This window comes from Dellaglioa sp. L3N, from assembly GCF_054941095.1.
The window spans coordinates 1,734,106-1,748,957 of record NZ_CM142928.1; the positions used below are offsets into that span (position 1 = coordinate 1,734,106).

The following is a 14,852-nucleotide window of genomic DNA, read 5'->3' on the forward strand; positions in this document are numbered from 1 at the left end:
TATGCCTTCTCTACTCTATGTCTTTTAAATATGGAATTGATGGTTGTGCCCCTAGTTTTTGAACTGTTAATGATGATGCTTTATTTCCAAACCGAATTGCTTCTTCAAGATTACTAAAATCTGGGCTCAATTTTGAAATCATTGCACCAATGAATGTATCCCCAGCTGCTGTTGTATCAACTGCTTTAACCTTAAAAGCTGGAACCATACCAAATCCAGTGCTTGTATAATAAAATGCACCTTTGCTTCCCAATGTAATAACAACTATTTTAACTCCTAATTCCAACATTTTTTTTGCCGCCTGAATTTGGCTTTCTTCATCTTCAACCTTAATTCCAGTAATTATTTCACTTTCTGTTTCATTAGGAACAATCACATCTGTTAAAGATAATAATTCTGCTGATATTTTTTCCTTGGCAGGAGCTGGATTCAAAATAGTAATCACATTAAATTTACGTGCTTCTTCAAATGCCAATATCGTTGCAGAAACATTACTTTCAAGTTGTCCAACTATAAAATCGGATTCTCGAATCGGCAAATATGCTGCTTTAACATCTGTATCTGTAATTTTGTTATTTGCACCCGCATATAACAAAATACTATTCTCACCTTCTTGATCTAACAAAATGTACGCTTGCCCCGTTTTTACTTCTGAGCTTTTTACAATAAATTCTGTTAAAATCCCATCTTCATCCATGTTATTTAACATGAAGTCTCCGTTTTGATCTTGACCAACCTTACCTATAAAGGTCGTTTTTGCACCAGACCTAGCTGCAGCAATCACTTGATTTGCTCCCTTACCACCACCGGCATTACTTTGATCAAACATACCCAATGTTTCACCGGGTAAAGGTAATCTTGGAATACGCAAAATCGTATCAACGTTAATGCTACCTATAACTGTTATTTTGTTCATAATTAATCCTCCAAAATTTTTAAAACGTTTTACTAAATATGTAAAAAAATATAACTTACAAAAATAATGATTCATTAATAAAACGTTTTACTTAACAAAATCACTATAACATCATTTGTAAGCCCTTTCAACTATTTTTTAAATTTTTTTCGTCGATTCTCGAATCATTAACTCAACATTTAATTTTTCATGCCTAATTGGTAAGTCTGAATTAGCAACACGAGCCATCACAATTTGTGCAGCTACTTTACCAATTTTTTGAATTGGTTGAGAAACAGTCGTTAATTTAGGTGATAAAAATTCAGTCATTTCAATGTTATCAAATCCTACTACGCTATAGTCATTTGGAATTGACTTTCCCGCTTCAAAAAGACCACGGTATAATCCAATAGCCAATTCATCATTAATAGCAAATATCGCAGTTGCAGTTGAATTTATAACTTCATCAACAATTTGATACCCCCCCATAGGATTCATAGGTGTTTCAATCAAAATTAATTTAGTGTTCTCATACTTAGTTACTTCCTCAGTAAAACCTGCCAACCGATTATGTATATTTTTAGGTCTTTGTTCCAACGAAGGTAACACAATCACAATTTTTCGATGTCCTAACGATAAAAGGTGTATTGCTGCTAACTTGCCACCTTCGAAATCATCAATCTGGATTCCATCACTCACATTGTTTCCCGTTTTTTGATCCAACAAAATAAATGGCTTTTTCTTAGCAATTAAACTCTTACTAATTGCATCATTACTCACAGCAGAACTAGCTATAATGAATCCATCAACTGATCGTCTTGATAACTCCTCTAAGTAGCGAAATTCCCTTAACTGATCACCATCTGCACTACAAAGAATAGCCATAAAATTTTGCTCGTACAACGCCTCTTCAATACCATGCATCATACTATTGAAAAAAGGATTTGAAATATCCGGAACCAGTACACCAATGGTATTAGTTTGCTTTAAAATCATACTTTGGGCAAAAAAATTAGGCTCATAACCTAAATCAGATTTTGCTTTTTTTACTTTTTCAATGGTATCTTTACTAAATCGATCCGATTTTCCATTTAATATCTGGGAAACCGTCGTGATTGATACCCCAGCAACACGAGCAACATCTTTAATTGTTGTCTTTTGACCACTCATATGATCTCCTCATTTTTATTTAAATTTTAAGTTATGTTAATCATATCTAAAAACCACAAAATAGCAACGTAAATAATTTTATACTTAAAACGGACTGTTATCTCGACCATTAAAAGCCAACATATCAGTCCGTTTTATCTAGCTAATCAGATAAAATATCTTTTGCATAGGGAATTGAATTTTGAGCCCCTTTTATTTGAACGGCTAACGACGATGCTTTGTTAGCATAAGTCATTGCTTCTTCAAGATTACTATAATCCCGTTCAAGTTTCGAACTTAATGCGCCAATAAAAGTATCACCCGCAGCCGTTGTATCCACTGCGCTTACTTTAAAAGCCTTAACGAAACCAGACTGTTCTGACGTTGCGTAAAATGACCCTTTATCACCAACTGTAATAATAACTGCTTTAACACCCATTTCAAATAGCACCTTGGCGTTGGCTTCCATCGACGCTTCATCAGTGACTTTAATTCCTGTAATAATTTCAGATTCTGTTTCATTAGGTACAATCATATCTGTAACAGCTAATAATTCATCTGGAATATTTTTGATTGCTGGTGCTGGATTTAAAATCGTTTGAACCCCATTTGCACGAGCAATTTTGAACGCTTCAATGACAGAAGGAATCGGCACTTCGAATTGCGCAACAATTCTATCAGATGCTTTAATACTAGCTTCAGCGGCTTGAATGTCTTCAACCGTCACATCTTGGTTTGCGCCACCATAAATTAAGATACTATTTTGACCAGATTCATCTACCATAATATAGGCTTGACCAGTTCCAGCCGTCTTTGATGTTGTCACATGGTCAATATTCATATCATCTTTTTTTAAGGTATCCATCATAAAATCAGCAGCACCTTCATTGCCAACTTTACTAATAAAAGTTGTGTCTGCACCTGATCGAACAGAAGCAATTGCCTGATTAGCCCCTTTACCACCGCCAGCAACAGCCATTGAATCCATAGCTAAGGTTTCACCTGGTTGTGGAAACCGTTGGACATTTAAAATAGTATCTACATTCGTTGAACCTAAAACAACCACTTTTTTCATTTTGCACTCTCCATTTCTAAAATAATGTTTGAATAAGGTGACATTTAAATTTCCCTTCAATTATCCATCCCTCTACATTATCCAATTGTTCTAGATTTGGGTCAATCATTTCTTTTACCAAGACACTTGCAACAATTTTTTCAAACAAAAAATGTTCCCCATTAATCAGGAAACATTCTTTAATTCTCGCTATTTAATCAATTTTTTTAATAATTTTCGCAGGGATTCCCGCAACAATCACATTATCTGGTACATCTTTTGTTACCGTGGCACTTGCTGCAACAATCGCATTTTTACCAATGGTCACCCCAGGTAAAATAGTTGCGCCAGCACCAACCCATGCATTTTCTTTAATGAGAATTGGGCTAACTTCTAAGCCGCGTCTTTTCAATGGATCAATCGGATGATTAACCGTTATTAAACTAGCTTTGGGTCCAATTAAAACGTGATCTTCCAACGTGATACCGCCCAAATCCGTAAACATTGTCTCTCGATTGATAAAAACATCTTTACCAACAGAAATATGCTTACCAAAATCGGTATAAAATGGGGGTAATACCGTAAAAGAATCATCAACCTTTTCGCCAATTATTTGACTAAAAATAGCCTTTATTTCTGACTCTTCATGATAGCCAGTATTTAATTCGGCAACATTTTTTTCGTTGTCATGTAAAACTTTATGAATGTCAGCATAGACTTCATCTTCAGGTAGAATCGTTTTTTGAGATAACTCTTGTTTAAATATATTTTTAGCCATTTTAAACCTCTTGTTGTGTTGGACAAATCACTAATTCACTTACTGAAACACGGTCTGGTGTGTCAATTGCATAAACAACACCTTGAGCAATATCATCAGCCGTTAGACCCCATTCGAGTTGCGCTTCATGTAAGCCCTTAGCCACTTTTTTATCACTAATTGTATTGTAAAGTTCCGTTTGAACCGCACCTGGTGAAACAATCGTTGATTTAATATTATTTACACGTTGTTCCTGTCTCAATCCTTCCATAATGGCCCGGACAGCAAATTTAGTACCACAGTAAACGGCTGAATCAGGGTAAACAACATGACCTGCAACAGAGTCTGTCGCAATAATATGACCTGATTTTTGTTCAATCATAATTGGTAATACCGCTGAGATTCCATTTAAAACACCCATGACATTAATGTCGAGCATCTTTTTCCATTCATCACGACGGCCTTCACTTAATGGTGCTGTTGGCATAATCCCAGCATTATTATATAAGACATCGATTTTACCAAACGTTGATATGGCTAAATCAATCACTTTTTGAACATCATCAAAATTTGTAACATCTGCTACTTGATAGACAATTTCTGTTGCTTTGTTAGCCTCTTGAATCGCTTTTAATCTATCTTCACGACGTGCTGCTAAAACTAATTTAGCCCCTTTTTGAGCTAATAAATTAGCTGTTGCTTCACCAATTCCACTTGAAGCACCCATAATCACAATAACTTTATCTTTAACTGACATGTTATTTCCTCCATTAATTCGTTTTTATTTACTGACTTCAGCATAACCGTTATACTGAGAATGTCTAATACCTATCATGAATCACCAACTATACTTTTAACCTATAGAGGAAACTAATATGGAATTACGTGTCTTAAACTACTTTATCGCTATTGTCCAAGAAAAAAATATTACAAAGGCAGCTGAAAAATTACACTTATCTCAACCCACTCTTTCTCGACAAATCAAAGATTTAGAAGAAGAAATTGGTGATCAATTATTTATTCGAGGTAACCGCGAAGTCATCCTGACTGAAAAAGGCGATTACTTGTATAATCATGCAAAGGAAATCATCAAATTAGTCGATAAAACGGCAGCCAATTTAATGACCCCAGATGTGATGAGTGGCGAAGTATTCATTGGTAGCGGCGAATCACAAGCCATGCGATCAGTATCAGATACTCTATTTGAGTTACACAAAATTTATCCAGAAATCAAGATGAGCCTTTACAGCGGAAATGCTGACGAAATCATGCAAAAATTAGATGCAGGGACTTTAGATTTTGGATTTGTTATTAACCCGACCGATAAACAAAAGTATGACACTATCAAAATATCTGCAACAGATACTTGGGGACTATTGGTTAACCGTGCCAATCCCTTAGCCAACCAAAAAACCATCACACCTGCCGATATAAAGAGAGAGCCTTTACTTGTATCACAGCAATCACTAGTCAGTCATCAAATATCTGAATGGCTTGGTGACAGCATTTTGAATTACCAAGTTATCGCAACATATAATTTATTATTTAACGCATCCCTATTTGTAAAATCCGGAACTGGTTCTGCACTCGCTATCTCTGATATAATCAATACTAATGGCACGAATTTAACCTTTATTCCATTAGAACCAAAGCTGGAATCGAGTTTAAGTTTAATTTGGAAAAAGAATACTATTCTTTCAAATGCGGCACAGAAGTTTTTAGAAAAATTAATTCAACAGGAGAAAAAATGATAAAATCTATTATGCATGATGAAACATTTCTCGCACAAAAAGCCGAAATTGCAACGAAAGCTGATAGCTCAATTGTTACTGATTTATTAGACACGCTGGAAGCTAACAAAGAAGTTTGCGTTGGCATGGCTGCCAACATGATTGGCGTCAATAAACGAATTATCGTCTGCCAATTTGGTGCTCTAAATGTCCCCTTTATCAATCCAAAAATCACAAAAAAATCAGGCCATTATACCATTAATGAAGGTTGTCTATCATTAATCGGCGAACGTCCAGCACAACGCTATGACTCAATCACCGTTTCTTACTTAGATAAATCATTCCAACCTCAGACACAAAAATTTTCTGGCTGGATGGCACAAATTATTCAACATGAAGTTGACCATTGTGACGGTATTATCATTTAAACAAAAAAGTATCGAGAATTAGATTCTCGATACTTTTTTCATTACTTAAAATTAAGCTTGTGCAGTTGGATAAATAGTAAACTCATTAACATTAACTTCTTCAGGTTGGTCAATTGCAAATTTAACAACACGTGCAATTGCGACTGGATCGATACCCACTTGTTTGTAGAATGACGTCATGCCAGAAAGTGTTTGTTCATCAGTAATCGTACTTAACAACTCTGTATTAATTGCAGCTGGATATAAAGTTGAAGTTCTGATATTCGTTTTTTCCATAGCACTTTCTGTCCGTAAAACTTCCATTACGTTACGAACAGCAAATTTAGTTGCGCCATAAACCCCAGAACCTGGGAATGATTTAATTCCGGCAACAGAAGATGTTGTAATCACATGCCCGTGCTTTTGTTCAATAAATGTGGGCAAGACGGCAGCAATCCCGTTCAATACACCTTTAATATTGATATCAATCATGTCGTTCCATTCATCCGTTTTTAAAGCTGATAAAGGTGAACTAGGCATGATACCAGCATTATTAAAGATGACATCAATGGCCCCAAATTCTGATTGAGCTAAAGCCACTAACGCTTTAACATCCTCTGCTTTAGTAACATCAGTTACGGCATAAGTCGCCTGCCCACCGTTACTTTTGATTTCTTTAACAATTTTAGCTAATTTTTCTTCACGACGAGCACCTAAAACAACTTTAGCTCCACCTTCAGCTAACATTCTAGCTGTTGCTTCACCGATTCCGCTTGATGCACCTGTAATCACAACTACTTTATTTTCTAATGACATATTTTTGTCCTCCATTCGATTTATAAACTCAGTTTACACGTTAAAGTGCACTCTAAGTCAATCAAAAGGACTAATTATTTAAACGATACGCAGCATGATATAAGGGGCCAACATATTCATTAAATGCAAAACCAGATTTAATCCCAGCTGTTACGAAATCTTTCGCTTTATAAACCGCTTCTTTAACTGATAATCCATTTGCAAGACCTGCAGTAACTGCCGCTGCAAATGTACACCCCGCACCATGATTATACGCGGGTATAATTTTATCAGTCTCTAAAACTTTGAAATTAGTCCCATCGTAAAATAAATCAATGGCTTTCTTTCCTTTTAATGCTTTTCCGCCCTTGACAACAACATTTATTGCTCCTAATTCATGAATCTTAACGGCTGCTTGTTTCATATCATCAAGTGACTTTAAAGTTCCCATCCCTGATAAGACACCTGCTTCAAATAAATTAGGTGTCGTAACCGTTGCTACTGGAATCAGCAAGTCTCGAATGGCATCTGCCGCTTCTGGATTCAGTACTTCATCTTCACCTTTGCAGACCATAACAGGATCAATCACAACATTTTTAATTTCATTTTCTAAAATGTTTTCACGAGCTATTTCCGTAATTGCAACACTTCCAAGCATACCCGTTTTTACGGCAGCTATTTTACCACCAGCACCAGTTGTTTTCAATTGCGCTTTAACTAACTCAGAATCCATAACGGTGACATTGTGCGACCAACCTGCATCTGGATCCATCGTAACAATGGAAGTTAGCGCAACCATTCCATAGGTATCAAACTCTTCAAATGTCTTTAAATCAGCCTCCATACCAGCACCACCACTAGCATCACTACCAGCAATTGTTAAAACTTTAGGAATCATTTTTGTCATATTGAAACTCCTTTTTAAATTATTATTTATGTTCAAAAATTTTTATATTTTGGTTTTAAAACAATATATCCAGTTAAAATAGTTATTATTGGACACAAAATTGGAAAGAATGCATATGGTAAAAATTCGAATGGATTTATTTTCAATGCACCAGAAATAAATGTCCCGCTAACTCCCCATGGAACAAGTGAATTAACAGCAGCTCCAGCATCTGCCAGTGTTCTAGTTAAATATTTTTTATCAATATTATTTTTTTCAAAAGTTTCTTTAAATGTTTCACCAGGCAAAATTATTGATAAATATTGTTCACCAATCAAAAAATTAATACCAATTGAACTAATCGCAGTTACCAAGATAAGGCGACCAATATTATTTACATATTTTGATAATTTATTTATTAACGTCGTTACAATCTTAAATTTAACTAGCAGACCTCCCAACGCGAGTGCCAGAATAATAAGACTCACAGAACCCAACATACTAGTAATCCCCCCACGTGTGAGCAAACTATCAATGTCTTTTGATCCTGTGTGAGCAACGTACCCATTCATCACAATATAGCCTATCCTTGCCGCCGTAATATGAGAGCTATTAATAATATTTAACCCTATTGCAACGATAGATCCAGTAAGCAACGTAGGTATAGCCGGTACCTTTTTCCAAGCAAAAATAAGTAAAATAAGCACCGGCAAAAGTGTAATAGGAGAAACCCAAAAATGATTTTCCAAAATTTTACTCATTTCAGCTATTTTTCCTAAACTACTTCCTTGTGGCATCCTACCAATTACTACGAATCCAACTAAAGAAATAATTGCAGCTGGAACGACAGTCCAAAATTCATTTTTTATATGATCAAAAAGATTAACCCTACCAATACCTGATGCCAAATTTGTTGTATCTGATAATGGCGATATATTATTCCCCAGAAATGCTCCTGATACAATAGCACCAGTAGTCATCGCTGAATTATATCCAAGAATACCACCAATACCCAAAAATGCAATACCGATAGTTGAAATTGTCGTAAATGAGCTACCAACTGTTAATCCAACAATAGAACACGTTACAAAAACTGTTGGTAGAAACCATCTTACTGAAATAATTTTAAAGCCAAAAACCATTATAGTTGGTATTGTTCCCGCTGCAATCCAAGACGCTACAAGAACCCCTATTAGAAGGAAAATAATTATTGGAATTATACCAGGTTTCACACCTTCCACAATACCATCATGTATTTCATCCCATGAAAACCCTTTAATTTTTCCATAAAACATCAAAACTGTAAAAGCCAATAAAATTGGTACATGTGGTGTCATTTGTTGTCCGATAATAAAATAACTCAAAATTCCAAATATAACAATTAATACCCCTAGTGCCTCAACAAATGAGATCTTATATTTTTTCATTTTGCATACCTCCAATTATTATCACATAAAAAAAGCCCGCTACACCTTTAGTATCATAAGTGAAGCGCACTTTTCCGTTACAAGTTATTTATCATTCTTTTTAGTTCTTGCATATATTAAAAATGGTGGTATTAAGAATACTATTGTTACAGCCGCAACTAAAAATCCGTTTAATGCAGTTGATGAAATTAATGTTGCTAAAACTACAATAAATATTGCAAATAATAACATTGCAGCTACAACATAGGCCAACCCGTTACCTGATTTTCCAATACGGTAAGGACGTTCTATATCTGGTTGAGTATGTCTCAATTTAATTAAAGCAATTGCAATCAGTACGTACACAACACTATAAATAACCGTTGTAGCATTCGTTAAAATTAAGAACACCGCATTTACGTCTGAAATAAATCCATACAATAACGCAAAACAAGAAATAACAATTGATTGTGTTAACACAACATTTTTGGAAACACCATATTTATTAACTTTAGTATATCCAAATTTTTCGGGAAGTAATCCATCTTTTGCAACTTGAATAATTGTTGCTGAAGGACCCGTAACCCACGCAGATAATTGCAACATCACACCAATAAATACCATAAAACTAAATATATTAGCAATAATTGTTGGTAATCCTAATACTTGACAGTAAAGCAAGATAGGTTGTGTAATGTTTGCTAATTCCATTTTACCTGCTGGAACAACATTTGCAACTGTCAACGCATTTAATACATTTAACAAAACTAAACCAATCAATGCAATAAATACACCTTTTGTATAGTTTTTAGTTGCATCTTTTAATTTGGGAATATATACCGATGACATTTCAATTCCAACAAAAATAAATGAAATCCCTGCCAAATATTTTAGTGTATCTAAATTTTTTAAACTAGGAATAACTTTTGCCCATGAAAATGCTCCAAGATACCCATTTGCGTTAATACCCATTTTTGCTAATGATGCAAATCCAAGTATGAACATTACCGCCACTGGAATATAGACACCAAGCCAAACACCGATACTTCCACCTACTTTAGCCATATCAAATTTTATATTCAATAATGTAACTATCCAATAAAAGAACAGAATACAAAATAAATTAAACCAATGATTTGCGCCCAAACTAATGTTTCCAAAAGTATTTCCTAACAGTGGGCCAATAGTTGAAGCCACCATTACCATCCCTGGAAACATTTGAACCCATAATAACCATGCTACTACAAAACCCCATTTTTCACCTAGAGCTTTTTTTACCCATAATTGTGGGCCTCCAGCTTGAGGATACATTGTTGACAATTCACCGGAAACAATTGAAATTGGTCCAGCAAAAAAAATGATAGCGAATAATGAAAATGAAATTAAAGTCCAACCAACAGCAGCGAGCGTTGGAATACTTCTAACTGTTGCGCAAAGCGCCATAGTCATCCCAACAAATGTACCTAAACCAATTTTTTTAGTTGTATCTGACATTTTAACACCTCTCCTTTTTAAACAAAAAGTTAAAGACCCACATCAAAAAGTGAACCTTTAACTAAAATATTATTCTAAAATATTTTCCAATTTAGATTTCATTGCTAATTTTATTTTATTAAAGTACTCATCAGCAACCTTATCATTATTTAAATATGGCGTCATAACAGAAGCTCTTAAAACTGTTACTTTTCCTACTTTTTCCCACTCTGTTTTACTAAACCCAAGACCAGAAACATACTTAAATGGGCTATTACCATAATCTGGAATTGCAAAGTCAGTATGTGATGTCATAAATTCATTACTATACAAACTCCCCGTTACAAATGATGCTTGATCATAAAAATCATGATTTAATTTATTCATAATCGTTAAATCAGTATTACCAACTTCATTAAATGTGTAATCAACCATATTGAAATCGGGATTAATCAAAGGTGTTACCTTAATTTTATGTCCTCTTATATTGAATTCTAAATCACTTAAAAATTTATAGAATCTAGTTGCTGATTCTATACTTGCACCAATCAACTTACCATAACCAGAAACATTTAATGGCAATACATGGTGAGCTGCCCAAACAGCGGCGGCAGTAGCTCCAGCTTTTGATCCTTCAAGAATATATGCACCCAGCATTGATGGTGCTACTGAATTCTTTTCAAAAACATATGTTGCAAAGTAAGAAATAATATTACGCATCCTAATATCTTTAATTCCAATACCACCAGCAGAATATGGAATATATCCCATTTTATGTGGATCAATCGTTACAGATTCACATTCACCAATCGCAACGAATGCATCATACACATCACGCTTAATTGTTACATCAGAATTAAAAATATTATATTCCTTATATGTGTCTTTCAGCTTCTCATAAGGAATAACTTCATTATTCTCATCCAAGAAAATTGAGCGCGCGTAGCCACCATATGCAGCATCCGCATGAATATAGAAATAAATATTTTCCTTAAATAGTTTCTCTCTCAATTTAACAATTTCATGAATTGGATCCACTGCGCCTTCTTCTGTAGAACCTACAACACCTACAACACCTAATATTGGTGTTTTATCAGCTGCAAGACTTCGAACTAAGCTCTCCAATTCTTTTACATCAATACGATAACTATTATCAACAGGAATAGGTACAACTTGATCCAATCCAATACCAATAATATCAGCTGCTTTTAACCAAGAATAATGTTTTGTTTGAGGAACTAACCATTTTCCTAACTTAGAAAGATTTTTACCACTACGGGCTGACTTAGTCTTTATTTCATCAAATTGTTCATCCGTAACGTTGTCTAAAATATCTAAGACATCTTCCATTCTCATATTTAACAATTCCCACTCTGTTTTACCAGAAACTACGTCTGGTACAACTTCAGAAATTGCTAATGGAAGAGATTTCATATTACGTGCATACCATAAACCTTCAAGATTTGCTAAAGATCCATCCGCAACTATATGTCCCCATCCATTTTTTAATCCTAATAATTGAGCAAATTCAGCTCCAACTTCTTCTTCCATTTGTGAAGTTGCAGGTGATGATTCATAAGCAACATTATTACCATTCCATAACATTGCAAATTGATATGCAAGAATAGCAGGCATTAGCGTTTCAGTATTCATATGACCTAAGTAACGACCCGCTGTGTGCCATGGAACTGATTCTGAACGTAATTTTGATGATACCTCATCTAAAACGCTCTTCATCTTATTCACAGAAGACGTAAATCCCTCTGTTTGTTTATCTTCCTCCGAAATAACAGGCATATCTTGTGGCATATAATTTTGACGCCATCCAACATGTTCGTCCACCAATTTATTCAACATTTCCTTATATAAACTGGCATTTTCTCCCTTATCACCAATAAATAAGGCTTTCAAATCCATAGAATCTTTTGACATGACATATAACCTCCAAATTTTTTTTGAGAAATTTTAACAAACGACCAACCAATGGAAATACAAATTGTAATGTATGCGCTTTATATTGCATTCATCAATTACATTTTATATCAAACCGTTTGCCTTAACTCCCTTGTGATTACCCTTTCATGCTAACACTTTTAAAAAAAACACAATAAAATTATATAAAAAATGAATTTTTATTCATATAAAAAAGAAGCTAAATATAAATTAGCTTCCCATTGGTTTTTTTATAGGAATGTCATGTCAAAATGATATTCATTCTATAAACTATTTAAGTTGATACTATTTAGAAATTTCCGCGACAAAGTAATTTTTCTTACCACGTTTTGTGATAACTAATTTACCTTCAAAATTAGCACTCGGATTAACAATAAAATCTAATTCCGTTATTTTATCTCCATTAATTGATATTGCCCCATTAGTGACATCTTCGCGCGCTTGACGTTTAGAATCCACAACACCTGTATCAACCAACCAATTAACAATATTTTTAGACTCAGCATCAACAGAAATTTTAGGCATTTTTTCGAATGCAACTTCCAATTCAGCGACACTTAATTTGCGAATATCTCCTGAAAAAAGAACTTTAGTTATTTTTTCAGCTTCTTTCAATTCTGCATCACCATGAACAAATCTCGTAACTTCAGAAGCTAGAGCTAATTGAGCAGCTCTTTTTTCAGGTTCAGACACCAATTTACGGCCTAATTCATTAATTGTTTCCTCATCCAAGAAGGTAAAGAATTTTAAGTATTTTAAAACATCTCTGTCATCTTGGTTTAACCAAAATTGGTAAAATTCAAAAGGTGAAGTTCTTTTCGGATCAAGCCAAATTGCACCTCCAGCAGTCTTGCCAAACTTAGTACCATCTGCTTTTAACATAAGCGGAATAGTTAATCCAAAAACAGGCTCATCTGACCCTTCAACCTTATGAATTAAATCTATACCACTGGTAATATTTCCCCACTGATCAGCACCACCAATTTGAAGTTGAACATCCATTGTATCGTGTAAGTGTTTAAAATCAATTGACTGAAGAATTTGGTATGTAAACTCGGTGAACGAGATTCCACCTTCTAGACGACTTGCTACAATATCCTTAGCTAACATTGTATTTACATTAAAATTCTTTCCGTAATCTCTCAGAAAATCTAATAAAGAAATATCTTTTAACCAATCACGGTTATTAACCATACGAATATCAGCTCCGGCTCCAAAAAGCTTTTTCATTTGTTTCGATAAACTATCAACATTTTCTTGAACTTGTTCAATAGTCTGCAGCTGTCTTTCAGTTTTTCGACCACTAGGATCCCCAATAGTACCTGTTCCTCCTCCTATTAAAATTATAGGATGATGACCCATTAACTGAAATCTTTTCATCATCATAAAAGGAATTAAATGTCCAATATGCATACTTCCACCAGTAGGATCTACCCCACAGTACAATGATATTTTTTTACCTGAAACCAATTTTGCTAGACCTTCCGCATCTGTTTGCTGATTTACAGCATCACGCCATGTTAATTCATTAATAATATTATTTGTCATTTTAGTATCCTCCTAATAATTTTTTATACAAAAAAAGCCCCTTCGACTGCTACCAGTCAAAGGGACGAATACACCGTGTTACCACCCTAATTGCACGCCAACCTAGTTGTACGTACCACTTCATTACACTTGTTAACGAAAGTGACCCGCGGTATTTTACCCAAGATGTAATTCATTAACAAAGTTTTGATATCTCACATTATCCGATATCTTTCTGAGCAGAAAACATGTTAACTACTTTTCTTGTAACCGTATTTCTTATCTATGGCTATACTATAAATCTATATTATGAGAATGTCAAACATTTACATTAAATTTTTTTAATTTTAAAAAAACAATAATTACAATTCTAATTTTTTAAATTTTTCACTTATTTCAAATCAAATTTATTGCACATCAAAATTTTAAATTAATCATTAAAAATAGCTATTACTCATACCTATACCAATTATGAAAATTACGCAATTAATTTAATGAAATTTAATTACACATTTAATTATTTATACAATTAAATGTATTTAATTTGTATATTTAATTATTTTTATATAGTCTTGCTTGTGCACTTTTAATCATTTATATTTCGATGAAATTAGCTTATTTATGCATATTCTATTAATTTAGAAAATAATTATTGTTAATAAATACTACTTTCTAAACCGAATAGTCCAATATTAATAATAATTTGTACTCTATTATTTTGGTACTCACTCAATGCCAATAAAATAAAAAACATACACATTAATTTTAAAGTTATTTATATTTGTATCAAAATTTTTTAGCAATACACCTTCCAATTAAA

At 33.9% G+C, this 14,852-nt stretch carries 14 protein-coding genes; 2 read left to right on the plus strand and 12 right to left on the minus strand.

What is annotated here, in order from left to right:
- Positions 1–10: 10 nt before the first annotated feature.
- The 6 genes from rbsK (ACVPPR_RS08915) to ACVPPR_RS08940 all read right to left on the minus strand — a co-directional run bounded on the left by rbsK (ACVPPR_RS08915) (position 11) and on the right by ACVPPR_RS08940 (position 4,612).
- The gene (gene rbsK / locus ACVPPR_RS08915; protein WP_462304206.1) at positions 11–916 is read right to left on the minus strand and encodes a ribokinase; all 906 of its coding nucleotides are present in this window, start codon (positions 914–916) and stop codon (positions 11–13) included.
- 138 nt (positions 917–1,054) lie between these two features.
- The gene (rbsR, locus tag ACVPPR_RS08920) at positions 1,055–2,065 is read right to left on the minus strand and encodes a ribose utilization transcriptional repressor RbsR (protein ID WP_462304207.1); all 1,011 of its coding nucleotides are present in this window, start codon (positions 2,063–2,065) and stop codon (positions 1,055–1,057) included.
- A 142-nt stretch (positions 2,066–2,207) separates the two neighbouring features.
- A complete protein-coding gene (gene rbsK, locus ACVPPR_RS08925; protein WP_462304208.1) occupies positions 2,208–3,119 on the minus strand; it encodes a ribokinase in 912 nt (303 codons plus the stop codon).
- 16 nt (positions 3,120–3,135) lie between these two features.
- On the minus strand, positions 3,136–3,267 hold the full coding sequence (locus ACVPPR_RS08930) for a hypothetical protein (RefSeq protein ID WP_462304209.1): 132 nt from the start codon (positions 3,265–3,267) through the stop codon (positions 3,136–3,138).
- A gap of 45 nt (positions 3,268–3,312) precedes the next feature.
- The gene (locus ACVPPR_RS08935) at positions 3,313–3,876 is read right to left on the minus strand and encodes a sugar O-acetyltransferase (RefSeq protein WP_462304210.1); all 564 of its coding nucleotides are present in this window, start codon (positions 3,874–3,876) and stop codon (positions 3,313–3,315) included.
- 1 nt (position 3,877) lies between these two features.
- The gene (locus ACVPPR_RS08940) at positions 3,878–4,612 is read right to left on the minus strand and encodes an SDR family oxidoreductase (RefSeq protein ID WP_462304211.1); all 735 of its coding nucleotides are present in this window, start codon (positions 4,610–4,612) and stop codon (positions 3,878–3,880) included.
- Between the two features lie 118 nt (positions 4,613–4,730).
- On the opposite strand from ACVPPR_RS08940, the gene ACVPPR_RS08945 reads away from it, so the two are divergent.
- Together ACVPPR_RS08945 and ACVPPR_RS08950 are read left to right on the plus strand one after the other, a co-directional pair.
- Positions 4,731–5,606: a LysR family transcriptional regulator gene (locus ACVPPR_RS08945; protein WP_462297959.1), complete on the plus strand. Its 876-nt coding sequence runs from the start codon at positions 4,731–4,733 to the stop codon at positions 5,604–5,606.
- On the plus strand, positions 5,603–6,013 hold the full coding sequence (locus tag ACVPPR_RS08950; RefSeq protein WP_462297958.1) for a peptide deformylase: 411 nt from the start codon (positions 5,603–5,605) through the stop codon (positions 6,011–6,013). Before ACVPPR_RS08945 ends, ACVPPR_RS08950 begins: the two co-directional genes overlap by 4 nt.
- A gap of 51 nt (positions 6,014–6,064) precedes the next feature.
- Here ACVPPR_RS08950 and ACVPPR_RS08955 read toward each other — a convergent pair whose 3' ends face one another.
- From ACVPPR_RS08955 to tyrS, 6 genes are all read right to left on the minus strand, one after another.
- Positions 6,065–6,808 (minus strand): SDR family oxidoreductase, encoded by a 744-nt coding sequence (locus ACVPPR_RS08955; protein WP_462297948.1) that lies wholly within the window; start codon positions 6,806–6,808, stop codon positions 6,065–6,067.
- A 70-nt stretch (positions 6,809–6,878) separates the two neighbouring features.
- On the minus strand, positions 6,879–7,685 hold the full coding sequence (gene thiD / locus ACVPPR_RS08960; protein ID WP_462304823.1) for a bifunctional hydroxymethylpyrimidine kinase/phosphomethylpyrimidine kinase: 807 nt from the start codon (positions 7,683–7,685) through the stop codon (positions 6,879–6,881).
- 41 nt (positions 7,686–7,726) lie between these two features.
- Complete coding sequence (nhaC, locus tag ACVPPR_RS08965; RefSeq protein ID WP_462304212.1) at positions 7,727–9,100, minus strand: Na+/H+ antiporter NhaC; 1,374 nt, start codon at positions 9,098–9,100, stop codon at positions 7,727–7,729.
- An 84-nt stretch (positions 9,101–9,184) separates the two neighbouring features.
- Positions 9,185–10,573: a tyrosine-tyramine antiporter gene (gene tyrP / locus ACVPPR_RS08970; protein WP_462304213.1), complete on the minus strand. Its 1,389-nt coding sequence runs from the start codon at positions 10,571–10,573 to the stop codon at positions 9,185–9,187.
- Positions 10,574–10,642: 69 nt separating this feature from the next.
- Positions 10,643–12,484 carry a tyrosine decarboxylase gene (gene tdc / locus ACVPPR_RS08975; RefSeq protein WP_462304214.1) on the minus strand — a complete coding sequence of 614 codons (1,842 nt, stop codon included), beginning with the start codon at positions 12,482–12,484 and terminating at the stop codon, positions 10,643–10,645.
- 306 nt (positions 12,485–12,790) lie between these two features.
- Positions 12,791–14,053 carry a tyrosine--tRNA ligase gene (tyrS, locus tag ACVPPR_RS08980; protein WP_462304215.1) on the minus strand — a complete coding sequence of 421 codons (1,263 nt, stop codon included), beginning with the start codon at positions 14,051–14,053 and terminating at the stop codon, positions 12,791–12,793.
- Positions 14,054–14,852 lie beyond the last annotated feature (799 nt).